The 23802-nt window shown below is 71.2% G+C and carries 16 protein-coding genes; 9 read left to right on the forward strand and 7 right to left on the reverse strand.

Annotated elements, in window-relative coordinates; genetic code table 11:
* Positions 1-135: 135 nt before the first annotated feature.
* Entirely contained in the window at positions 136-1158 is a 1023-nt protein-coding gene (locus ADY59_RS31815) for a LacI family DNA-binding transcriptional regulator (RefSeq protein ID WP_049569934.1), read from the reverse strand.
* A gap of 203 nt (positions 1159-1361) precedes the next feature.
* On the opposite strand from ADY59_RS31815, the gene ADY59_RS31820 reads away from it, so the two are divergent.
* The 7 genes from ADY59_RS31820 to ADY59_RS31850 are packed head-to-tail and all read left to right on the forward strand — an operon-like array spanning position 1362 to position 11348.
* The gene (locus tag ADY59_RS31820) at positions 1362-3683 is read left to right on the forward strand and encodes a glycoside hydrolase family 3 N-terminal domain-containing protein (protein ID WP_049569936.1); all 2322 of its coding nucleotides are present in this window, start codon (positions 1362-1364) and stop codon (positions 3681-3683) included.
* Complete coding sequence (locus ADY59_RS31825; protein WP_049569938.1) at positions 3680-4594, forward strand: ABC transporter permease; 915 nt, start codon at positions 3680-3682, stop codon at positions 4592-4594. The genes ADY59_RS31820 and ADY59_RS31825 overlap by 4 nt, the downstream gene beginning before the upstream one ends.
* Positions 4591-5466, forward strand: a complete 876-nt coding sequence (locus ADY59_RS31830; protein WP_231618996.1) for a carbohydrate ABC transporter permease — start codon at positions 4591-4593, stop codon at positions 5464-5466. Before ADY59_RS31825 ends, ADY59_RS31830 begins: the two co-directional genes overlap by 4 nt.
* A 35-nt stretch (positions 5467-5501) precedes the next feature.
* A complete protein-coding gene (locus ADY59_RS31835; protein ID WP_049569942.1) occupies positions 5502-7145 on the forward strand; it encodes an ABC transporter substrate-binding protein in 1644 nt (547 codons plus the stop codon).
* A 2-nt stretch (positions 7146-7147) separates the two neighbouring features.
* Positions 7148-8647 carry a GH39 family glycosyl hydrolase gene (locus ADY59_RS31840; protein ID WP_197093953.1) on the forward strand — a complete coding sequence of 500 codons (1500 nt, stop codon included), beginning with the start codon at positions 7148-7150 and terminating at the stop codon, positions 8645-8647.
* Complete coding sequence (locus tag ADY59_RS31845) at positions 8644-9330, forward strand: DUF624 domain-containing protein (RefSeq protein WP_049569943.1); 687 nt, start codon at positions 8644-8646, stop codon at positions 9328-9330. Before ADY59_RS31840 ends, ADY59_RS31845 begins: the two co-directional genes overlap by 4 nt.
* Positions 9327-11348: a beta-galactosidase gene (locus tag ADY59_RS31850; protein ID WP_049569946.1), complete on the forward strand. Its 2022-nt coding sequence runs from the start codon at positions 9327-9329 to the stop codon at positions 11346-11348. The genes ADY59_RS31845 and ADY59_RS31850 overlap by 4 nt, the downstream gene beginning before the upstream one ends.
* 4 nt (positions 11349-11352) lie before the next feature.
* Here ADY59_RS31850 and ADY59_RS31855 read toward each other — a convergent pair whose 3' ends face one another.
* From ADY59_RS31855 to ADY59_RS31870, 4 genes are all read right to left on the reverse strand, one after another.
* Positions 11353-13350, reverse strand: coding sequence for an alpha-glucuronidase (locus ADY59_RS31855; RefSeq protein ID WP_231618997.1), 1998 nt, complete (start codon positions 13348-13350; stop codon positions 11353-11355).
* Positions 13351-13415: 65 nt separating this feature from the next.
* On the reverse strand, positions 13416-14690 hold the full coding sequence (locus ADY59_RS31860; RefSeq protein WP_082310558.1) for a cytochrome P450: 1275 nt from the start codon (positions 14688-14690) through the stop codon (positions 13416-13418).
* A 1-nt stretch (position 14691) separates the two neighbouring features.
* Positions 14692-14883, reverse strand: coding sequence for a ferredoxin (locus tag ADY59_RS31865; RefSeq protein ID WP_049569947.1), 192 nt, complete (start codon positions 14881-14883; stop codon positions 14692-14694).
* Entirely contained in the window at positions 14880-15497 is a 618-nt protein-coding gene (locus ADY59_RS31870) for a TetR/AcrR family transcriptional regulator (RefSeq protein ID WP_049569950.1), read from the reverse strand. The genes ADY59_RS31865 and ADY59_RS31870 overlap by 4 nt, the downstream gene beginning before the upstream one ends.
* A 258-nt stretch (positions 15498-15755) precedes the next feature.
* Here ADY59_RS31870 and ADY59_RS31875 point away from each other — a divergent pair, with 258 nt between their 5' ends.
* Positions 15756-16688 carry a hypothetical protein gene (locus ADY59_RS31875; RefSeq protein WP_049569951.1) on the forward strand — a complete coding sequence of 311 codons (933 nt, stop codon included), beginning with the start codon at positions 15756-15758 and terminating at the stop codon, positions 16686-16688.
* Here the strand turns inward: ADY59_RS31875 and ADY59_RS31880 are convergent.
* Together ADY59_RS31880 and ADY59_RS31885 are read right to left on the reverse strand one after the other, a co-directional pair.
* Positions 16670-19930, reverse strand: a complete 3261-nt coding sequence (locus tag ADY59_RS31880; protein WP_049569954.1) for a hypothetical protein — start codon at positions 19928-19930, stop codon at positions 16670-16672. The genes ADY59_RS31875 and ADY59_RS31880 overlap by 19 nt on opposite strands.
* Positions 19931-20011: 81 nt before the next feature.
* Positions 20012-22720, reverse strand: coding sequence for a helix-turn-helix transcriptional regulator (locus ADY59_RS31885; protein ID WP_049569955.1), 2709 nt, complete (start codon positions 22718-22720; stop codon positions 20012-20014).
* A 123-nt stretch (positions 22721-22843) separates the two neighbouring features.
* On the opposite strand from ADY59_RS31885, the gene ADY59_RS49085 reads away from it, so the two are divergent.
* Positions 22844-23719, forward strand: a complete 876-nt coding sequence (locus ADY59_RS49085) for a DUF3592 domain-containing protein (protein ID WP_049569957.1) — start codon at positions 22844-22846, stop codon at positions 23717-23719.
* Positions 23720-23802: the final 83 nt, after the last annotated feature.

Here is a 23802-nt window from a genome sequence, read left to right on the forward strand (position 1 = left end):
AACCCCACCCCCTGCTGCGCCGACCACCCGTGACCTGGCCGGCGCCGCCCCGCTGGGGCAGGGCCCCACGCCATGCTGATCCGCATGCGTGCCCCCGAGCGCACACGCCCGCCCGTGGCTGGGTGAGGGTTTCGGTCATTTCGGAAGCGGGGCAGGGGGTGCGGTGCTGTCGCGGATGACGAGTTCGTTCACCAGGTCGATGCGGCTGGTGGCGAGCTCCACGCCGCGCGCCAGGTCGAGCAGCATCTGTGCGGCCATTCCGGACATGTCGCGCAACGGCTGGTTGACGGTGGTCAGCGGCGGATCGATCCATTCGGACATCGGCAGGTTGTCGTACCCGATCACCGACAGCTCCCGGGGCACGTCCAGCCCGAGCCGCCGCGCCGCGCGCAGCACGCCCATCGCCTGCATGTCCGCCCCGGCGAAGATCGCGGTCGGGCGGTCCTTCCTGGACAGCAGCTCCATGCCGTGCTCGTACCCGGCGTTGAGGTAGAAGTTGCCGTAGCGGACCAGGGTGGGGTCGATCTCCAGGCCGGCCTCCTCGTGCGCGGAGCGGAAGCCCGCCACGCGCGCCCGGCTGCACAGCACGTCCTCCGGGCCCGAGATGATCGCGATCCGCTCGTGGCCCAGCTCCAGCAGGTGGCGGGTGGCCAGCAGGCCGCCGTCCCAGTTGTTGGAGCCGACCGTGGGCACCGAGGCCGCGGTCGCGCTGTCGGTGTCGACGACGACGATCGGGATGCCCTGCCGCTGGAGCCGTTCCTGCTGGGCCTGGGTGGGCCCGGACAGCACGAACATCACGCCGAGCGGCCGCCGGGCGAGCACGGCGCTGAGCCATTCGGCTGGCGGCCGGTGCCGGCCGCCGAGCTGGGACAGGACCACCTCGATCTTCGCGGTGGCGGCCACGGCCTCGACCCCGCGGATGATCTCGACGGCCCAGGCGGAGTCGAGCTCGTGGAAGACCAGGTCGAGCTGGCCCGAGCCGGACGGCTGACGCTTGTTCCGGCGCTGGTACTGGTGGCGGGCGAGGCTCGCCTCGACGCGGGCCCTGGTGCCGGGCGCGACGTCGGGATGGCCGTTGAGGACCTTGGAGACCGTCGTCACGGAGACGCCGACCTCATCGGCCACGGTGGCGATCGTCGCGGAGCGGGGAGTTGTCATCGCGGCGCATCCTATTTTTTCGGAAACTTTCGGGCAACCCCATCGGTCAGGTTCCCGGAACTTTCGGACGATCGACACGGGCATTATGTGCATAACGCCAGATGATGGCAACTCTTGACACACCTGGACGAGGCCCCTAGGTTGCCGCAATATTAACGGAACCCCTTCGAAAGTTTCGAACTCCCCCCAGGTGAAGGGATGGCATGCCCACCGACACGAACCCCGAGCCATGGCGGGATCCGCGGCTGACTCCGGCTGAACGCGCGGAGGCGTTGATCCCGCTCATGACGCTGGAGGAGAAGATCGCGCAGCTCGTCGGGGTATGGGTCGGCGCAGATGGTTCAGGGGGCGGCGTGGCCCCGCACCAGGACGACATGGCGGGCGTGGAGTGGAGCGACGTCATCGCCCACGGACTCGGCCAGCTCACCCGCCCGTTCGGCACCGCGCCGGTCGACCCCGTCGCGGGCGCCCGCTCGCTGGCCGCCTCCCAGGCCGAGATCGTGGCCGCCAGCCGGTTCGGGATCCCCGCCCAGGTGCACGAGGAGTGCCTGACCGGCTTCGCCGCCTGGCGCGCGACCGTTTACCCGGCCCCGCTGAGCTGGGGCGCCAGCTTCGACCCCGGGCTGATCGAGGAGATGGCCGCGCGGATCGGCCGCTCCCTGCGCGCCGCCGGCGTCCACCAGGGCCTGGCCCCGGTCGTGGACGTGACCAGGGACTACCGCTGGGGCCGCACCGAGGAGACGATCGGCGAGGACCCCTACCTCGTCGGCACGCTCGGCGCCGCCTACGTGCGCGGCCTGGAGGGCGCCGGAGTCGTCGCCACGCTGAAGCACTTCGCCGGATACGCCTCCTCCCGGGGCGGGCGCAACCTGGCCCCCGTGCCGATGGGCCCCCGCGAGCTGGCCGACGTGGTGCTGCCGCCGTTCGAGATGGCGCTGCGCCTGGGCGGCCCCCGCTCGGTGATGAACTCCTACTCCGAGATCGACGGCCTGCCCGTGGCCGCCGACGAGAGCCTGCTCACGGGGCTGCTGCGCGACACCTGGGGATTCACCGGCACGGTGGTCTCCGACTACTTCGCGGTCCGGTTCCTGCAGAAGCTGCACGGCGTGGCCGCCGGCGGAGGGCAGGCGGCCGGGCTGGCCCTGCGCGCCGGGATCGACGTCGAGCTGCCCACCGTGGACACGTTCGGCGCCCCGCTGATCGACGCGATCAAGGCCGGCACGGTGAGCGAGGCGCTGGTCGACCGCGCGCTGCGCCGGGTGCTGACGCAGAAGGCCGAGCTCGGCCTGCTCGACGCGGACTGGCAGGCCCTGCCGGACGACGTCGAGGGGCTGCGCCTCGACGACGCCACCAGCCGCGACATCGCGCTGCGCCTGGCACGCCAGGCCGTCGTGCTGCTCCGCAACACCGGCGGCGTGCTCCCCCTGGCCCCCGGCACGCGGGTCGCGCTCGTCGGGCCGGTGGCCGACGACCCGATGGCGATGCTCGGCTGCTACTCCTTCCCCCTGCACGTCGGCGGGCACCCCGAGCACGGGCTCGGGCTGGAGATCCCGTCGCTGCGCGAGGCGCTGGACGCCCTGGTCCCGGGCGTCGCGTACGCGGCGGGCTGCGACGTCAGCGGCGACGACACCTCCGGCATCGCGGCGGCGGTCGCCGCCGCCGAGGCCGCCGACGTGTGCGTGCTCGCCGTCGGCGACCGGGCCGGGCTGTTCGGCCGCGGCACCTCCGGCGAGGGCTGCGACGCCGCCGACCTGCGGCTGCCCGGCGTGCAGGCCGAGCTGGTCCGGGCCGTGCTCGCCACCGGCACCCCGGTGGTCCTGGTGCTGCTCGCCGGCCGGCCGTACGCGCTGGGCGCCGAGGTGGACGCCGCCGCGGCCGTCGTCTGCGGCTTCTTCCCCGGGCAACTGGGCGGGCAGGCGCTGGCCGAGGTGCTCACCGGCGCGGTGAACCCGTCCGGACGGCTGCCTGTCAGCGTGCCGCGCGACTCCGGCGGGCTGCCCGCCACGTACCTGTCGCCCCCGCTCGGCCGCCGCAACGAGGTGTCGTCGGTGGACCCGACCCCGGCGTTCCCGTTCGGGCACGGGCTCGGCTACACGACGTTCGAGTGGAGCGGCGCGAAGCTGCTGGGGCCGGACGTGTGGCCCGTGGACGGCGAGGCGACCGTCGAGATCACCGTGCGCAACACGGGGGAGCGGCCCGGCGCCGAGGTCGTCCAGCTCTACCTGCACGACCCGGTCGCGCAGACCACCAGGCCGGTGGTCCGCCTGCTCGGATTCGCCCGGGTGCCGCTGGAACCGGGGGACGGCGCGGTGGTGACGTTCACCGTCTCGGCGGACCTCGCCTCCTTCGCCGGCGTGGGCGGCCGGCGCGTCGTCGAGCCCGGCGACGTCGAGCTGCGGTTCGGCCGCTCGGCGGGCGAAACGGTGGCCGCGCTGCCGCTGCGCCTCGACGGCCCGGAACGCGAGGTGGGCCACGACCGGCAGCTGCGGCCGGTGACGCGGACAACCCCCGAGGAGCGCTCGTGAAGGCCCAGGACCGTACCTGGCGCCGGGCGCTGCGGCGCGACTGGCAGCTCTACACGCTGGCGATCCTGCCGCTGCTGTTCTTCGTGATCTTCCGGTACGCGCCGATGCTCGGCAACATCATCGCCTTCCGCAAGTTCCAGCCGGGCGGCAGCATCTTCGGCGAGGAATGGGTCGGCCTCCGCTACATCAACATGTTCCTGTCCGACCCGACGTTCTGGAACGTGTTCACCAACACGCTGGTGCTCGGCGGGCTGACGCTGCTGTTCTGCTTCCCGTTGCCGATCGTGCTGGCGCTGCTGCTGAACGAGATCCGCACCCGCAGGCTCAAGCGGTTCCTGCAGTCGGTGTCCTACCTGCCGCACTTCCTGTCGGTCGTGATCGTGGCCGCGCTCGTCATGCAGATGACGGCCGTCGACGGCCCGATCAACCAGGTGCTGAAGTCGCTCGGCGAGCAGCCCGTCACGTTCCTGCAGCAGCCCGAGTGGTTCCGGACGATCTACGTCTCGTCCGAGGTCTGGCAGACCGTCGGCTGGGGGACGATCCTCTACCTCGCCGCCCTCACCACCATCGACGAGCAGTTGTACGAGGCCGCCCGGATGGACGGCGCGAGCCGGTGGCGGCAGATCTGGCACGTGACCCTGCCCGGCATCCGGCCCACGGCGGTCACGCTGATGATCCTCAACATCGGCACGTTCATGGCGGTGGGCTTCGAGAAGATCCTGCTGCTCTACAACCCCCTGACGTACCCCACCGGCGACGTGATCTCCACGTACCTGTTCCGGATGGGCGTGCTGTCCAGCAACTTCAGCTACGCGGCCGCCATCGGCCTGTTCGAGGCGCTCGTCGGCCTGGTGCTGGTCGTGTCGGCGAACGTGATCTCCCGTCGCACAGTAGGGACGAGCCTGTGGTGACAGTCGGCACGAGCCGGGGCTACCGGGTCTTCCAGGCGGTCAACGCCGTCATCCTGACCGGCGTCGTGGCGGTCACGCTCTACCCGTTCTTCAACATCCTGGCGCGCTCGTTCAGCGAGGAGACCTTCATCCGGGCGGGCGAGGTCAACCTGATCCCGCGCGGGTTCAACCTCACCACGTACGAGATCGTCGCCTCCGACCCGATGTTCTGGCGCAACTACGGCAACACCGTCTATTACACGGTCGTCGCCACGCTCGTCGCGATCATCCTGACCACCTGTTACGCCTACGTGCTGTCGAAGAAGCACCTCAAGGGCCGCACGGCGCTCATCTGGATCGCCGTCTTCACCATGATCTTCTCCGGCGGCCTGATCCCGAACTACGTCCTGGTCACCAGCCTCGGCCTGAGGAACTCGGTCTGGGCCATCGCGCTGCCCAACGCGATCAGCGTCTTCAACCTCCTGGTGATGAAGGCGTTCTTCGAAAGCCTGCCACGCGACCTGGAGGAGGCCGCCGCCATCGACGGCCTCAACACCTACGGCATCCTGTGGCGGATCGTGATGCCGCTGTCGAAGGCGGTGGTGGCCACGATGGTGCTCTTCTACGCGGTCTCGTTCTGGAACTCGTGGTTCTCGGCGTTCCTCTACATGAACGAGTCGGAGCTGTTCCCGGTGACGGTCTACCTGCGCAACTTCATCGCCGGAGCGACCGGCGTGGAGAACGCCGGCGCCGTGGCCGGCGAGCTGACCCAGGCCGCCGCCAACATCCAGTCGGTGACCATCGTGCTCACCGTCATCCCCATCCTGGCCGTCTATCCCTTCGTGCAGCGCTACTTCGTCTCGGGCGTCATGCTCGGCGCGGTCAAGGGATAGGGCCGCCGTCTCACCCTCGGGAAAGGCAACCCCCCATGCACAGAGTCACCCGCCGCCAGGCGCTCCTCACCTTCGGGGCGCTCGCGCTGGCCGCCTCCGCCTGCAGCAGCGAGGACCCGGCCGCGCCCGCCGCCGAGAAGTCGGGCGCCGCCAACCGGGCGGGCGCGATGCCCAAGTACGCCGTCGGCGACCAGTTCAAGGCGACCGCGCCGCTCACCTTCTCCGTCCTGTACAACAACCACCCGAACTACGCGCTCAAGGCCGACTGGCTGTTCTGGTCGGAGCTGGAGAAGCGGACCAGCGTGAAGTTCGAGCCGGTCACGGTGCCGCTCAGCGACTACGAGAAGAAGCGCAGCCTGCTGATCGGCGCGGGGGACGCGCCCTTCATCATCCCGAAGACCTACCCGCACCAGGAGGAGCCGTTCGTCGCCTCCGGCGCCATCCTGCCGGTCAGCGACTACGTCGACCTGATGCCGCACTTCCAGGACAAGGTCGCCAAGTGGAACATGAAGGCGGACCTGGACACGCTCCGCCAGTCCGACGGCCGGTTCTACCTGCTGCCCGGCATGCACGAGAACATCTGGCTGGACTACTCGCTCGCCGTCAGGACCGACATCCTCGACAAGCACGGCCTGCAGGTCCCCAAGACCTGGGACGAGCTCTACACCCTGCTCAAGGCGCTCAAGCAGGAGTATCCCGACCTCTACCCGATGACCGACCGGTGGGGCGTCCCCACCCCGGGCGGCAACCTGCTCAACATCGTCGGCACCGCCCACGGCGCGCCCGGCGGCTGGGGCTACCAGCCCGCCACCTGGGACGCCACCGCCCAGAAGTTCGCCTTCACCGGCAGCATGCCGCAGTACAAGGCGATGCTGGAGTACCTCAACAAGCTGGTGGCCGAGAAGCTGCTCGACCCCGAGTCGTTCACCCAGTCCGACGACGCGGCGATCCAGAAGATCGTCGGCGGGAAGTCGTTCATCATCAGCACGAACGCGCAGACGCTGGTCAACGACTACCGGCCGCCGCTGAAGAAGTTCGACCCGGACGCCAAGCTCGTCAAGATCCCCACGCCCACGGGGCCGCTCGGCGACGTCAAGGCGGGCAACCGCCTGGAGAACGGCATCATGATCTCCAAGAAGGCGCTGGACAGCGAGAACTTCGTCGCCATGATGCAGTTCATCGACTGGCTCTGGTACTCCGACGCCGGCCAGGAGTTCGCCAAGTGGGGCGTCGAAGGCGTCACGTACACCAAGGCCGGTGAGGGCGAGTACAAGCTGAACGAGGACATCGACTTCATCGGCCTCAACCCCGACGGCTCCAAGCACCTGCAGAAGGACTTCGGGTTCGGCAACGGCGTATTCGCCTACGGCGGCAAGACGACCCTGCTCCAGTCCACCTTCTCCGAGGAGGAGAAGGCGTTCCAGGACGTGATCAACGCCCGTCAGGCCCTCCCGGTCCCGCCGCCGCGCCCGTTCACCGACGAGGAGCGCGAGCAGGCCTCGCTGTGGGAGACCGCGCTGCGCGACCACGTCGACCAGAACACGCTCAAGTTCATCCTCGGTGACCGTCCCCTGACCGAGTGGGACGCCTACGTCAAGGAGCTCGAGGCGAAGAACTCCACCACCTTCATCAACCTGGTCAACACCGCCTACGAGCGGTTCAAGAAGGAACACGGCTGAGCGTGACGAGGATTGCGGTAGCGGGCGAGCCCTCGGGGCGGCTGGCGGACGCGTGGAAGTTCTGCGTCGGCACCGGCCGCTTCGAGCTCGCCCTGCGGCGTGACTATCAGGAGTCGCTGGCGCTGGTCCAGCGGGAGATCGGGTTCCGGCACATCCGGGGGCACGGCCTGCTCAGCGACGGGATCGGCGTGCACCGCCCGTACGAGCACGGCGGCGCCCGCCACGTCCGGCACGTGTTCACCTACGTGGACCAGGTGGTCGACGCCTACCTGGAGCTCGGCGTCAAGCCGTTCGTGGAGCTGGGCTTCATGCCCTCCGGGCTGGCCTCCGGCGACCGGACGGTGTTCTGGTGGCAGGGGAACGTCACGCCGCCCGCGTCCTGGCGCGAGTGGGCAGACCTGGTCAAGGCCACGGTGGCGCACCTCGTCGACCGCTACGGCCTGGACGAGGTGCGCGGCTGGCCGATCGAGGTGTGGAACGAGCCGGACCTGGAACAGTTCTGGCTCGACGCCGACCAGGACGCCTACCACCGGCTGTACGAGGTGAGCGCGCACGCCGTCAAGGAGGTGGACGCCTCGCTCCAGGTGGGCGGCCCGGCCACCTCCCCGGGCGCCGACGACGGCTGGCTGACGCGGTTCGCCGAGTTCGTCGACGGCCGGTCGGTCCCGGTGGACTTCGTCAGCCGGCACGCCTACACCTCCGGACCGGCCCGCCACCACCCGTTCGGCGTCCACCAGAGCCTCGCGCCGGCGTCGAAGCTGCTGGAGCAGTTCGCCGCCCCCCGGCGCGAGCTCGCCGGGACCGCGCTCGCCGGGCTGCCGGTGCACATCACCGAGTTCAACTCCTCCTACCGGCCGGACAACCTGGTTCACGACACGGCCTTCCACGCCGCCTACCTGGCCCCGGTGCTGGTGGCGGGCGGGGAGGTGGCCGACTCCTTCTCCTACTGGACCTTCAGCGACATGTTCGAGGAGGCCGGCATCCCCACGTCGATCTTCCACGGTGGCTTCGGCCTGCTGACCCACCGCCAGATCAAGAAGCCCACCTTCCACCTGTACGCCTTCATGGCGCGGATGGGCGAGCACGTCCTGGCGCGCGGCGCGGACCACCTGGTCACCCGCGACGACGACGGCCGTGTCACGGTGCTGGCGTGGGCGCCGGTGGACGCGCCCGCCGGGCACACCGTACGGCTGTCGATCCCGCTCGCCGGCCCGGCCACGTCGGCGTTCGTCATGCGCTCGTCGGTGAGCGAGGAGAAGGGCAACGCGCTGGCGGCCTGGGGCGAGATGGGCCGCCCGCACTCGCCGCGCCCGAAAGAGCTCGACCTGCTGCGCGAGGCCGCCGAGCCGGCCCGCACCCACCGGAGCCTGCCGATCATCGGCGGCTCGGCCGATCTCGACCTCACCCTCGGCCGGTACGAGGTCACGCTGGCCGAGATCACGCCGGTCACCGACGAGACCCCGCCCTGGTGGGACGACCTCTACCCGGAGTACATCGGATGAGCGAGACGGCGACGGCCAAGCGGTTCGGCGAGGGAGTCCTCTCGCGAGCCGCCGCGCTGATCTACACCCTGCTGACGATCGAGCTGCTGCTCCTGGTCAGCATCGTGCCCAGCCTGGCGGGGCTGGTGCTGCTCGACCGCGACGCGGGCAACGTCCCGCTGGCCGCCGCCTGCCTGCTGCCCGTCGGCCCGGCGCTCTCGGCCGCCGTCTACGCGCTGCGCCGCCGCTCCCGCGACCTCGCCGACCTGCGGCCCGCCGCCGCGTTCTGGCAGGGGTACAAGGCGAACGTCCGCGGCGTGCTGAAGATCTGGACGCCGTGGCTGGCCTGGCTGGCCGTCGTCGGCGTGAGCCTGGCCAACTTCGGCGCCGCCGGCCTGCCCGGCTGGTGGGCGGCGCTCCTCGTCGTGGTCGCGGTCGCCGCCACCCTCTGGGTCGCCAACGCGCTGGTGATCACCTCTCTGTACGAGTTCCGCACCGCGGACGTGGCCAGACTGGCGTCGTACTTCCTGGCCCGCACGCCCGGCGTCACCCTGGGCAACCTCTGCCTGCTGGTGCTGGCCGGCGGGGTCACCCTGGTCGCCTCCGAGGCGGCGCTGGCGCTGCTCGCCTTCGCGATGGCCGCGGCGCTGCTGCGCAACAGCCGACCGATGATCGCCGAGATAGAGGAGAGATTCACCCGATGAAGCCGCCCATCACCGCCAAAGTGCCCTACGGCGGGGACTACAACCCGGAGCAGTGGCCCGAGGAGGTGTGGACGCAGGACTACCGGCTGTTCGACGCGGCCCGGATCGACACCGTCACCGTCGGCGTGTTCACCTGGGGGCTGACCCAGCCGGCGATGGACGTGTACGACTTCTCGACGCTCGACCGGATCGTGGATCGCGCCACCGCCGAAGGCCGCCGGATCTGCCTGGCGACCGGCACCGGGGCACACCCCGCGTGGCTGGCCCGCGCCTACCCGGAGGTGACGCGTACCGACTTCGAGGGCCGCAAGCACCGCTACGGCCAGCGGCACAACTCCTGCCCCAGCTCGCCGGTCTTCCGTGAGCTGTCGGCCGGCATCGCCGGGCGCATCGCCGAGCGCTACGCGGGCAACCCGTCGATCGTCGCCTGGCACGTCGGCAACGAGTACGGCGGGGCGTGCTACTGCGAGCTGTGCGCCGCCGCGTTCCGCGACTGGCTGCGCGCCAGGTACGGGACCCTGGAGAGGCTCAACGTCGCCTGGTACACGACCTTCTGGTCGCACACGTTCGGCGACTGGGACGAGATCGAGCCGCCGTCGGCGCTGACCGAGCACTGGCGCGGCCCCAACCACACCGCGTTCCAGGGCATCACGCTGGACTACCTGCGGTTCATGTCCGACGCCATGCTGGCCAACTTCGCCGACGAGAAGGCCGCGATCCGCCGGCACAGCCCGGACGTGCCGGTGACGACGAACTTCATGGGCATGTACCGGCCCATCGACTACCACCGCTGGGCGCCCCACCTGGACTTCGCGTCCTGGGACAACTACCCGCCGGACGACCGGTCGCCGGAGTGGGCGGCGCTCAGCCACGACCTGATGCGCGGGCTCAAGGACGGGCAGCCGTTCTGGCTGATGGAGCAGACGCCGAGCTTCACCGCCTGCCGCGACGTGAACCCGCTCAAGCGGCCCGGCGTCATGCGGCTGTGGAGCTGGCAGGCGGTGGCCCACGGCGCCGACGCGGTGCTGTTCTTCCAGATGCGCGCCGGGCGCGGGGCCAGCGAGAAGTACCACGGCGCGGTCATCGGTCATTCCGGGCGGGATGACACCCGGGTGTTCCGCGAGGTGGCGGAGCTGGGCGGCGAGCTGGAGCGGGTGGGCGGCGCGGTGCTGGGCGCGCGCACCCCGGCGCGGGTGGCGCTGCTGTTCGACTGGGACAGCTGGTGGGCGCTGGAGCTCTCCGACGGCCCGTCCCGGCTGGTCCGCTACCAGCAGGTGGTGCTGGCCTACTACCGGGCGCGGTGGGAGGCCGGGACGGACGTGGACGTGGTCGCCGTGACCGCCGACCTGTCCGGCTACGACGTGGTCGTCGCCCCGGCGCTGCACATGCTCAAGGGCGACCTGGCCGAACGGCTGGAGGCGGTGGCCGCGCGCGGCGGGTCGGTCGTCACGACGTTCCTGTCGGGGCGGGTGGACGAGGACGACAACGCCTTCCTCATGGACGTGCCCGGCCCGCTCGGCCCGCTGATGGGCGTGCGGATCGACGAATGGGACGCCCGCGAGGCCGACGTCGTCAACCCGGTGCTCCTGAAGGACGGGCCGGAGGTGGCGTCCCGGCTGGTGTTCGAGCTGGTGCGGCCGGTCGGGGCGGAGGTCGTCGGGACCTACCAGGACGACTTCTACACCGGCACCCCGGCCGTCACCAGGAACGCCTTCGGCCAGGGCCACGGCTGGTACGTCGCCGCCGGGCTGGACCAGGAGGGCGTCACGTGGGTGGTCCGCCAGGTGCTGGCCCGCCACGACCTGGCCGGGCCGTACGCGGACGTGCCCTGGCTGGAGTCGGCCGTCCGGGTCGCGCCGGACGGGACGCGGCTGGCCTTCCTGCTCAACCACAACGCCGACCCGGTCGTGGTGAACGCTCACGCAGGCGGCACGGACCTGCTCACCGGCGACCGGGTCGAACGCGGCGGGCCGATCAAGCTCGGCCCGCGCGGCGTCCTGGTCCTGCGCGAGGACTGAACCGTCAGGGGATGCGCCGGCCGTGCGCGTCGGCCGTCCCCGACTTGCGGAAGAAATAGGCGTTGACCTGGTCGCGCCACTCCTCGGCGCAGCGGACCTGCTCGTCGAGGAGCTCCCGCACCCGGGCGTGCAGCGCCGGGTCGACCAGATCGGCCACCTTCGACCACCACTGCCGCTGTCCGGCCGCCTCCTCAGCCCCGGCGAAGTGCGTGTCGTAGATGTGCTGGATCACCGTCGACCCGCTGCGCAGCACGTGCCCGTACGGGACGTGGTGGAAGAACAGCAGCAGCTCGTCGGGGCACCGGTCGAGCGACTCGTACGTCTCCGACCACGGCTCCGGGTACTGGGCGGCGAAGCCGGTGCCCGTGGCCCGGGTCCGGTCGACGCCCACGCCGTCGCGGTCGGCGAAGTGGTACGTGCCCCACGGCGAGTATTCGTAGCCGTCGACGGCCGGGCCGTAATGGTTGCCCGGATTGACCATGAAGCCGACGCCGAGCGGCGCGGTGTAACGCTCGTAGGTGCGCCACGAGCCGTCCATCATCGCGTGCAGCGCGCGCCGCAACGGTTCCGGCGCCGGCGGGAACGTCAGGCCGATCCACTCGTCGAGGATGCCGGCCGGGTCCGCCCGGGGCGCCCACGCCAGCCGGCCGAACGCGTACAGGTTGGCCTGGGCGAGCGGATGACCGGTCCAGTACGGGTCGTCGCCCACGTTGGAGACCGCGACCAGCCCGCCGCCGGCGGCCACGTCCGCGACCTCGGCGAACGCCAGCACCTCGCTCCACATCGGCGCGAGGTAGCACACGTGCCGCTGCTGGCCGGTGTACTCCTGCGTGACCTGCAGCTCCACCGCCAGGCGGGTGCGCGGCATGGCGGTGATCACCGGCGAGACCGGCTCACGCGGCTGGAAGTCCATCGGGCCGTGCTTGACCTGGACGATCGCGTTGTCCCTGAACTGCCCGTCGAGCGGCGCGAAGTGGTCGTAGGCGGCGCGGGCCCGGTCGGTGGAGCGGTCGCGCCAGTCCTGGCGGTGGTTGTAGACGAAGGCGCGCCAGTGCACCACGCCGCCGAACGGCGTCAGCGCGTCGGCCAGCATGTTCGCGCCGTCCGCGTGGGTGCGCCCGTAGGCGAACGGGCCGGGCTGCCCCTCGGAGTCGGCCTTGACCACGTAGCCGCCGAAGTCGGGGATCGTCCCGTACACCCGCGCCGTCGTGTCCGCCCACCACGCCCGCACGTCCTCGTCCAGCGGGTCGGCGACCGGCAGCCCGCCGAGCGCGACGGGGGAGGCGAAGTTGACCGACAGGTGCACCCGGATCCCGTACGGGCGCAGCTCGTCCGCGATGGCGGCGACGTCACCGAGCCGGTCGGTCAGCAGCCGGGCCTCGGCGGCGTGCACGTTCACGTTGTTGACCGCGATCGCGTTGACGCCGATCGCGGCCAGCAGCCGCCCGTACGCGCGCACCCGCGCCAGGTCGCCGCGCGGGCCGCCGTCCCGCCAGAAGATCGAGCCGCCCGCGTAACCGCGCTCGACCTGGCCCATCACCGGGTGCACGGCGACGTTGTCCCAGTGGTCGAGCATCCGCCGGCGCAGCGCGGGCCGGTGGAGCTCGGCGGGCCGGTCCGCGCCGAACGCCGCCTCGCCCAGCCGCACCACGTGGAACAGCCCGTACAGCAGCCCGGCGGGGTCGCCGGCGAGCACCGTGGTGACCCCGTCCCGGCGGCTGAGCGCGTACCCTTCCGGACCGATCTCATCCTCCGGGGCCGGCGCGCCGGGCGCGCCCGCCGGCGCGAGCACCAGATCAGCGGGCCCGGCTCCGGCCGGCTCGTGCAGGACGGTCCCGCCGAACCGGGCGCAGGCCGCCGCGACCTCATCGTGCACGGTGTCGTAGATGGTGCCGGTCGGGAGGCCGGCGCCGAGCAGCAGCGTGCGGCGCGAGCCGATCGCCCGGAACGCCTCCGGCGGCAGCCAGGCGGCGTGGACGTCGGTCAGGTCAGGGATGCTCACGGGGGGTCCTCCGGTAGGAAAGCGCCTTCCTCGGGCCAACCTACCGGAAACCGGTTTCTCCAGCGCTACCGCCCGATGATGAGCGGCAGGGTACGCGGCCCGCGCACCTGACCGGCCGCCCACGTCACCGCCTCCGGATCGGCCAGGCCGAACTCCGGGACCCGCTCCAGCCACACCTCAAGCGCGATCCGCAGCTCCATCCGGGCCAGGTGCGAACCCACGCAGCGATGGATGCCGAGGCCGAACGCCGCGTGCCGGTTCACCTCACGGTCAATGACGACCTCGTCCGCCCGCTCGAACTGCGCCGGATCGCGGTTGGCCGCCGGGAACGACAGCAGGACCCAGTCATCGGCCTTCATGTCGACGCCGTGCCAGTGCATGTCCTCCTTGACCAGCCGCGCCATCGTCACCGGCGCGTAGACGCGCAGCAGCTCCTCCATCGCGGTCGGCAGCAGCCCCGGCTCGGCGACCAGGCGGGCCCGGTCCGCCGGAGTCTTGGCCAGATGCCACAGCGAGGCGCCGATCGCGCTCCACGTCGTGTCGATCCCGGCGATGAGCAGCAGCGCCATCGTGCCCGCCACGTGCGACGGGTCCAGCTTCTGCCCGTACAGCTCGGCGTTGATCAGGTAGGTCGTCAGGTCGTCACGCGGGTGGTCGACATGGTCGCGGATCTGCGCCAGCAGGTAGTCGAACAGCTGCTGCATCCGCTCCATCCGCTCCTCCGGCGGATGGTTGACGCCTTCGAGCACGTTCTCGATGAACTCGCGGAAACGCGGCCCGTCCTCGGGCGGGAACCCGAGCATGGCGGCGATCACCCGCATCGGGATGTGCTGGGCGTAGTCGCGGGCGGCGTCGACCACCTCGCGGCCCCGGAACTCGTCGATGAGCGCGTGACACAGCGCCCTCGTCGACTCCTCCTGCTTGGCGACCGCCGTCTTGGTGAACGCCGGCAGCAGCAGCTTGCGCGCGTCGTGGTGGAACGGCGGGTCGGAGGAGATGGGCGGCGAGCCGCCCATCGGCGCCAGCTCACGCGGCGGCCGGAAGTTGCTCATGATGATCGACCGCGAGGAGAACCGCTCGGTGTCGTAGGCGACCGCCGCCACGTCCTCGTAGCGCGTCGGCAGCCAGCCGCCGCCGAACCGTTCGGTGTGCGCGATCGGGCAGCGCTGCCGCAGGTCGTCCTGGATCGGGTACGGGTCGGCCACCCACTCAGGCTCCAGGTGGGAGAAGTCGGTGGCCCAGTCGGAGACCGGGCCGGTGACGATCTCGTTGCGGATGCCGAGGGGCTCCTCCCCGTCGGTCTCCCTGAAGTCACGGGTGAAACGGTCGTCAACGGTCATCTCACGCCTCCTCGACGGCATTCTCCGGGCAGTTGGCCACGGCCAGCCGCGCCTCGTGTTCCCGGCCGGGCGGCACCACGCCGTCGGCCGGCACGGTCCCATATCCTTCGTCGTCCTCACCGAACAAGGCGGGGGCCAGGTCGTAGCACCGGCCGTGGCCTTGGCACCGATCGACGTTGATCTGGACTTTCACGGTGTCGCCTCCGTGGGTGAGGGGGTGTCGGTACGGGTGATCGCGGCGACGAGACGGGTGAGCAGCGCGACCCACTCCTCGTCGTCGACCGCGTGCAGATCCGGGGTGACCAGGGCGCTGCCCATCGCGAGCAGGAAACAGAAGTGCGCGAGCGCGTCCGGTGACACCGCGGGGTCGAGGTCGCCCGCCTCCTGACCGGCGCGCACCAGCCGGGTGATCCAGTCGGCGTGCTCGCCCACGTAGTCGCGCATCGGCCCGGCCACGTCCTCGTCGCGCCGGGCCGCGACCAGCGCCTCGACGATCAGGTAGCCGAGGGCGTCGCGGCGCCGGGGGAGCCGCCGGCCGCTCGCGACGAGCAGGTCCGTGATCGGCTCGTCGGGGTGCGCGGCGAACAGATCGGCCATCAGCACCGGCCCGTGCGCCCGCAGCGCGGCCACCAGCAGCTCCGCCTTCGAGCCGAAGTGCGCGTAGAGCGCGCCGTTGCTCACGCCCGCGGCCGCGGCGATGTCCGCCACGCGCGTGCCGTCGTAGCCGCGCTCGGCGAACCCGTCGGCCGCCGCACGCAGCAGCCGCTTCCGCGTCTCAGCGGCGGTGACGCCAGCTATACGCCCCATAGAAGAATTGAAAGAACATTCATTTGATTCGTCAAGAGGTCCGGACACATCCTGATTTGTTGTCTGGAGTCATCGGGGTTGGCAGTACAGGGTCCTAGCTGGCGGCGATCCTGTGCCCGTTGCGCACAGAGAACGCGGATTTCGTCCCAGTTTGAGTTCCGCCCGGCGCCATTCGGACGCAGGCCGTGCCTACCGCTGGATCGGCACCTCAGCCATGGAATCCGCGCGCCCTCACCTTCGACCTGGCATCGTCGAATCATGGTCGTCGCGCGGACTTTCCGGACCCCGCTGTTCCTGATCTCCGGCGCCGTCGTGCTGGCGCTTGCCGGGTGGTGGCAGTACCAGGCGGCCATCCCCTCGTTCCCCGTCGTCGCCGAGCCCGGAACGGTGGGACTGATCATCTTCGGACCGGCCCACGACGTCGAGATCACGCTGCGCGTGTCCGACGGATCAAGCCTGGCAGTCGAGGTTCTGGCTACGTTCGACCCGGACGAACCGGCCCGGCCCGCCATCCCGGCGTCGCGGTGCGTTCCGATGCGGGTCTACCACTCCGTCGACCGCCCGTCGCCGCCGCGGGAAACCGAGCTCTGCCCCCCGGCTCCATCAGCCGGGAAATACCGGGCCGCGGGAGGGGCCAGCTTCAGGGTGGCCGATCCGATGGTAGCCCGGAGCGGGTCCAGCACCGTCGTGCGAATGCCCAGAGTGAGCCCGACCTGGTTCGGGACGGACTGGGGCTACGAGGTCGTGTACGAGGGCTCCTTCGACCGGACCGGCCAGGACGCCGAAGACCAGCTCAAACCCGAGGCGGTCTCTCCCGACTACGGGGGCCCCGGCCTGCGATGGGTACGCGAGCAGCTGCGCGCCGCCACGCAGAACCCCGAGCCCGGTCCCTACGGCACCTTCACCGACGTCCCGGCCGAGAAGGCGGCGAGCCGTTCGCTGTTCTGGGCCGGCCTGCTCGGTGGGACCGCGCTGTCGGTGCTGGCGTGGGCGGGTGACCTGGCACTCGCACGACGGGCCGAACGGCGGCGCGAGCAGGAGCGGCGGGCCGAGGAGGAGGCCCACCGGCGCGAGATCGCCGAGCTGGCCGCGCGGCGGGTGCTGGCGGCTCTGGCCGAACGGGAGAACGAACGGCCCGGCGGGTTGCTCCGCCGGGTCGCCCGATGGGCCGGTCAGGGAATGCGGAGATAGGCCAGGGCGAACGGGCTGTCACCGGGGGTTCCCGCGGCGGTGTGGCACCAGACGTCGACCGTCACCCGGGGTGCGGCGGCGTAGGAGTTGACGTTGCCCAGATGGCAGTACCCGCCGCCCGTGCCGGTGGAGGTCACCTGGAGACTGTCCCCGGCCTTCCCCAGGTTCTCCCAGGTCAGCCGGTAGTTGCCGGTGCCGAGCCGGGTGAGGGCGGGGGTCTCGCCGGTGCTGCTGTGGGAACGGGCGGGGTCCACGTCGCCGGTCACGGTGACGTACGCGGCCGGTGTGGTGACGTCCCGGTGGAGTCCCGCGCCTCGGGTGTACGACAGCAGCCAGGGAGAGTCGGCGGGAACGCCGCCGCTGATCGCATAACAGACGACGGTGATCTCCAGGCGATCGTCCCCAGGCTGGGTGGCCGCCGGGTTGCACCGGGCGGGGGTGCCCTTCCCGTAGGGCGTGACCTGGACGTACCCGGTCCCGTCGGCGAACGCCCGGCCGTCCAGGGTGACCCGGTAGCGGCCCGTGGACTCGCGGACGACGCGATTGACGCCGCCGCCGGAGTTCACCGTGCCCATGTTGAGGACGGGGTTCACCGTGTGGACGCCGCCGGCCGTGTCGTCGTACCGGATCGTGGCATAGGGGGTCGTGCCAGGGCCGAACTCGGCGAAGAAGACCGTGAACCACCAGTCGGCCGGAGCGCCGTTCTCGTTGAAGCAGCGCACCTGGACCAGCTGGTCAGGCCCGTCGGGCGCGTATCCGGTGACGCCGCAGGTGCGGCCCCGGTAGGCGGTCCGGTACGGGGTGACGTGCGCGATCCCGCCGGGCGAGGCAATCCCGGGCAGGCGGACGTCGTAGGTGCCCGTGCCGGTATGCACAACCGTGGCGCGCCGGTTGGCGGTGGCCGGGTCGAGGCGCCCGGTGCTCCACTGTCCTGAGGTCGTGAGCGAGGTCACCGCCCCCAGCGGTGCCTCGGCGGGGGTGGCTCGGTCCATGTAGGCGTAACCCCAGCGCGGCGCCGTCACCGGCTTCGGGCTGCCGGCCGCCACGACGGCGTCGAGGAAACGGGCGCGGTGCGCCATGATCTCGTCGGTGGTCATCTCCGGCACGTCGCCGGGAGCGGGGAGGTCGTCGCCGGAACCGGGGGCGATCCGGATCCGGGACCAGTCGTCCGAGCCGACCAGCACACCGTCGTCAATTTTGTACTTGTGCTCCTCGGGGTAGTCGAAGCCCTGGGGCACCACGGCCCGGTCGGTCGGCGCGGGTTCGCTGTCGCAGACTCCGTCGAGTCCGGCGTAGATCTTGCCGTCCTGCACGCTGTCGTCGTCCGCCCGCCGGCTCTCCAGGCTCCCGTCGGGGGCCTCGACGCAGAGCTGGAATTCCCCGTTGACGTCGACTTTCACGACTCCGTCGTCCTCGGGATGCCAGTCGATCGGGTCGGAGGCGTCGCCGATGTGCCGGACGCCCTTGTTGTCCCACCAGGTGGCCATGGCGTGCCGGTCGGTTCCCAGCCCGTTGCGGCCTTCGTCGAGCCGCCAGCGGCGCAGCGGCCAGAGCGTGCGCCTGGAGTAGTCGATCGTGCTGACCTCATCGAGGGTCTGGTCGAGCCGGTTGCCCCGGCCGATGGCCGGGCCGAGCTGTTCCCTGCGCCGGTCCCATGCGACGTAGTCGGGGATGCCGACGGACGAGTAGGCGTAGTTCATCACCGACAGATAGTTCGGCTTGTAGTTCACGTGGTCGTGACCGCCGTGCGCGAGTCCCAGGGCATGCCCGAGCTCGTGGACGAAGGACGCGCTCTGCACCCGTACCGACGGATTCTGAATGGTGCCGAGAGTGACTACGAAGCCCCATTTCGTGCAGCAACTCCCGCTCCTGTTGGTGTCGTCCGCCCGGTAGCCCCACAGGTTGTAACGGAACAGGCCCCTGCGGACCGCTGAGAAGTGGGCGTCGGCGAATCTGTAGTAGGGCAGCACCTGGTAGGGCGCGTAAATCAGCGGCCGCATCCGTTCCGCCTGGTCGACGGGGATGCCCTCGTCGAGGTCGACGAGCAGTTGGACGCCCGCCGCGGGAAGGTGCCCGTAGGGGCAGAAGTCCTGCGGGCCGCGCGGGGCGCCGGCGAACATGGCGATCGCCTCGTCGATCGCGGCGCGGTCGGGCATGTCGCGGATGTCGCTGACGGTGTCGTGGAGCCAGTCGATCTCGACCGCGATGGTCTCGCGGCAGGGGTCGGAGCCGTTGTCGGGCAGCCACGTGTCGACGACACCCTGGTCGCGGATGCCGTGCAGCTCAATCCGGTCGCTGAGCCCGTCGCCGTCGCTGTCGTGGTCGATCGTGGTGTAGAGCTGGTCGGCGTTCTTCTGGAAGAGGTGCAGATCCATGCCCGAAGGTGCGGCGTGGTCGAGCAGGACGCGGTCCGAGTCCAGATCCCGGACGCGCAGAGACCGCAGGCTCCAGTTGTCGGTGCAACAGTTGTCGGCGTGGTTGATGTGCTCGATGGTGAAGCCGTTGGCCAGGTCCGCGGCGGTGGCGCAGCCGGCCAGGTGGGCTCGCCAGGTGTACTCGACATCGGGCTGGTCACTGGTGTTGCCCTGGTGGTAGGGGCGGGGTGGGGCGTGCGCGGGGCGCTCCTCGAAGAGGAACACGAGGTCGCCGAGCCTGATGATCTCCAGGGAGTCGTCCCGGAGCCCGTGCTTGCCGACTCCGATGGTGAACTCCATGCGGCAGAACGTGCGGGCCGGATCGGCCGGAGGGTCGGGCGGGTGTTCGCCGTCGACCGGGATCCGCAGGATCTGATCGGCGTTCTTCTGGAAGTAGTGCACGTACTCCCTGCCGGGTGGGGCGGTGAGTTCGGCCAGGACGGCGCCGCTCACCGGGTCCTCGATGCGCAGGTATTTCAGATACCAGTCGTCGGCGTGGTTGACGTGCTCGATGCTGAAGCCGTCGGCCAGATCGGCAGAGGTGGCGCAGGTGCGCAGATTCCCCGTCCACCGGTGTTCGGTGTGGGGCCGGTCGCCCGTGCCGCCCTGATGGTAGGGCCGGGGCGGCGCGTAGAGCGGGCGCTCGGTGAACAGGAACGCCTTCTCGCCGAGCCTGATGATCTCCAGGGAGTCGTCCCGGATCCCGTCATCGCCGGTCCCGATGACGAACCTCAGACCGCATAACTCGGCCGCCCACGCGGCTGGGGCCGGGAGTGCCACGAGGACGGCGGCGACCAGCAGTGCCATGGCGGCGGCGAGTCGGGACATGGGCAACCTCCGGCGGGTGAGTTCGGCACACCCAGGATCGGATCGGGCCGCTCATGCGGGCATCGGGGGAACCACGGATGTTTAGGGCGTCACGCCGCGCAGGATCAGGTCGCGGCGGGACATCCGCAGCTTTGTGTACACCCTGCTCAGGTGGGTCTCCACGGTTCTGACGGTGACCGACAGCCGTTCGGCGATCTCGGCGTTGGTGAGCCCCTGGGCGGCCAGCGCCGCGGTCCGGGTCTCGGCGGGGGTCAGCGACTGTGGGGCGGTGGTACGGCGGCGGCCGTCGGCGCGGCGGAGTTCCTCGTGTGCCCGGTCGGCTAGCCAGCGTGCCCCGGCTCGGGCGGCCGTGGTCGCTGCGTCGGCGAGCATCGGCCTGGCCCGCGCGGGCCGGCCGGTCCGGCGCAGCCAAGCACCGTAGAGGAGCTGGGTCTCCACCTTCTCGAAGGGCTGGTCGGTGGTGTCGTGCAGGGCGAGAGCGGTCGCGAACTCGGCCTCGGTCACGGCGGGGGCGACGGACAGGAGGGCCCGCCCGGTCGCGGCCGCGATCCGCGGCCAGGCGCAGGGCAGCGGTGCCGAGACCGCTTCGAGCCGCGCGACCAGCCGCTCTGCTGACTCGCGTCGTCCGATTCTTGTGTACGCCACGGCGGCGTCCCGCGCGAAGGGGACCAGGCACGGTTCGAGGATGCCGACCCGCTGGGTCGTCTCGTCGAGCAGGTCGAACTGCGCACACGCCGTGGCGAGGTCGCCCTCATGGAGGGCGCGGCGGCCCCGGACATACCAAACGACGATCAGGGTGCCGACGTCGCTCAGCCTCGACGCGCTGTGCTCGACCTGGGCGCAGCGTCGCTCGCACTCCTCCAGGTCGCCCGACAGCAGCAGGAGCCAGGTGTGGGCGGCGGCCACGTAGCGCTCCGAGATCGGGGCCAGGTCCTTGACGGCCCGGGCCTGCTCCACGCTCGCGAAGGCCTCGCGGAGCCGGCCGACCCGCACCATGAGCTCGGCGCGGGAGGCGTAGAGCATGCTCAGCGTGCCGATCGCCCCGGCGCGCTCGGCGGCAGCGATCACCTGGGTGAACGCCCTCTCGCACTCGTCGAAGCGCTCGGCCCACTTGGTGGCGAAGGCGTGGTTGCTCAGCACGCCCCAGGTGCCCTGCACGTCGGCGAGCTGGGCCTCCGGGTCGTCCTGGATCTCGCGCGCGGCCCGGGTGACCTCCTCCAGCCCGGCGAGGTCGGCGCCGAGGAAGGCGATATAGCCGTGCGCGGAGGCGACCTTCCGGCGCAGGGCCGGGCCGACGCCGGCCGCATGTCGCCGGGCGTGGTCCCGGGCCCGGGCGGCGAAGGGGAGCGCCCGGCTTCCATGGATCAGGTGCCGGAAGTTGGCGTGGTCGAGCAACGCCTCGACGGCGATCGAAGGGGCACGCTCGGCCGCCAAGCCTGCGGCCCGGTCGAGGTCGCGTTCGGCCTGTCGATGGTCGCCGGTGAGGAAGCCGGCGCGGCCGGCCATCCAGGCGGCCTGCGCGGCGGTCTCCACGTCGGCGGCGGGATGGCGGGAGACGGCCCCGAGCAGCGCGACCGCCTCTGCGGCCCGGCCGACCGCCGTGAGGGCTTGCCCCGCGGCCAGCCCCAGCCCCAGGTCGGCGTGGTCTCCTGCCAGACGGTGGGCGCCCGCCAGATAGCGCGCGGCGGTCTCGGTCGCGCCGGCGGCCAGCGCGTCGCGGCCGACCCGCTCCAGCACCGCGAGGGACTGCGGGTCGCCGGCCAGATTCCCGCGCAGCGCATGCTCGGCCGCCTCGGCCCGCGATCCCCGCCGCACCAGCAGGCCGAACGCCCGCGCGTGCAACCGTAAACGGGTCGAGGTCGGCATCTCCTCGTAGAGCAACTGCTGGAACAGCGGATGGACGAACTCGACCCGCCCTCCGGGAGCCTCCCGGAGGAGACGGCCTCGCTGGAGCCCCGCGACGGCGTCGTCGCCCGCCTCGGTGTCCAGGCCCGCCAGCTCCGTCGCCGTCCCCGGGTCGAACGACAGCCCCAGGACGCTGCCCGCCCGCGCGCAGCGCATCGCCTCGGGCGGCGCCCCGACGAACCGCCGGACCAGTAGCTCCCGGCCCACGGAATCGGGCGGTCGCGTCTCCAGCGCACCCAGGTCCGCGCCGTCGGTGAGCAGCCGCGCGGCGTGGTCGAGCAGCAGCGGGTTGCCCGCGCACATCGCCCATACCGCGCGCGCCGTCCGGGCCGGCAGCTCGTGGCCAGTCCGCCGGGCGAGGAAGGCGGCGGACGACTGCTCACCCAGGGGTTCGAGCTCGACCGTACGCGCGCACCCGCTGTCCTCCAGGTCTCGCGCGAGATCCAGAGCGGCGGGCGGCCACGCCCGCAGGGCCGCCACGACCGCCACCCGGAAGGCGGCCAGGCGGCGGCACAGAAACGCCAGCAGCGTGAGCGAGTCGGCGTCCGCCCAGTGGAGATCGTCGACGACCAGCACCACCGGATCACCCGACCACGACCTCAGGGCCTGCCACATGCGGTGACACCGGCCCGCCATGGTGTCGGCCGGCTGGTCGCCGACGCCGAGGGCCGCCAGGGCCTGGGCCATCACGTCGAAGGGCACCCCCGACGCGATGGGCGAGCCGTGGGCGCGTCCGACGTAGAAACCGGCTTCGGCGATCCCGCCGAGCAGCCAGGTCTTCCCCATCCCCGCGTCCCCGTGGACGAACACCGCCCCGCCACGCCCCGCCCGGGCCTCCGCCAGCCGCTCACGAATGGCGTCGGCCGCAACCTTCCGCTCCCGCACAAATCACAGTGTCGCAAAAACGCAGGAAGGATTCCGTTGCACCGGTAGCGCGAATAGCCCTACCTCCCAGCCTCTGTTGTGGGTGAGGGGCGGCCGGCATCTGCCGCTGTTCGTGTCGTCGGCATGGGCCGGCCCCAAGGCGGCGCCGATCTCGGGGCGATCGTCCAGTTCCTGCTGCTGACCACCGTCCTGACCGTCTTCATGACCTGGGTGTTCAACAGCACCGGGGGCAGCCTGCTGATCATGGTGCTCCTCCACGACGCGTTCGACACGGGCACGAACGCGGTCAGCGAACTCTTCACCGGTTCCGAGATGGCCAGGGAGCCGCTACTGCTTCCGTCCATGATCGGCTTCGGCCTCCTGGCGGCGCTCATCACGCTCGCCACCCGCGCCAGGCTGTCCCGCAGGGTGGCGAGCTGGGCGTTCTGCTTGCCGCTGAGGTCGACGGTCCGCTGGGGGCGTCACTCGGAGGGAGACCGTATGGTCGGTCGACAGTTCGCGCAGTCGAATTCCCCTGCCCGCTTCCGCCACACTCGTCCCATGCGCAACGGACGGCTTCTCACGCTCCTCGGCACGATTTTCGGTGGAATCGGGGTGGTGCTGCTCGGCGTGGGTGTGTGGCTGGCCGTCTCCTCGGCACGCTTCCTCTCCTCGGCCGGGCAGGCCGATGGGACCGTGGTCGGGCTGACGGAGCGGATCACCACCAAGCCTCGCAACTCTGACGGCCACCGGCGCAGGGACACGGTCTGGTACCCGACTGTGGAGTTCACCGTCGGCGGCAGGACGTACTCGTTCCGGGACTCCACCGGCGGCAACCCGCCGCCCTACGAGGCGGGTGAGAGCGTTCCCGTCGTCTACACGCCGGGCGACCCGGCCGACGCGCGGATCGCGTCGTTCTCGTCGGGGTTCCTCGGCGCGCTGATCACGGGCGGGCTCGGCCTGCTGTTCGTTCCCGTAGGCGGGGTGCTGCTCGTCAGGGGGCGGCGGAGTCACGCGTAGGGACGGGACGCGTTCGGCACTCGTCCGCAGCCCGGGCGTAGCCGGGCTGCGATGATGTCCCGGTAGCGCGGACCCAGGTGGCT

Origin of the sequence: Nonomuraea sp. SBT364 (genome assembly GCF_001083785.1) — a bacterium.
GTDB lineage: Bacteria > Actinomycetota > Actinomycetes > Streptosporangiales > Streptosporangiaceae > Nonomuraea.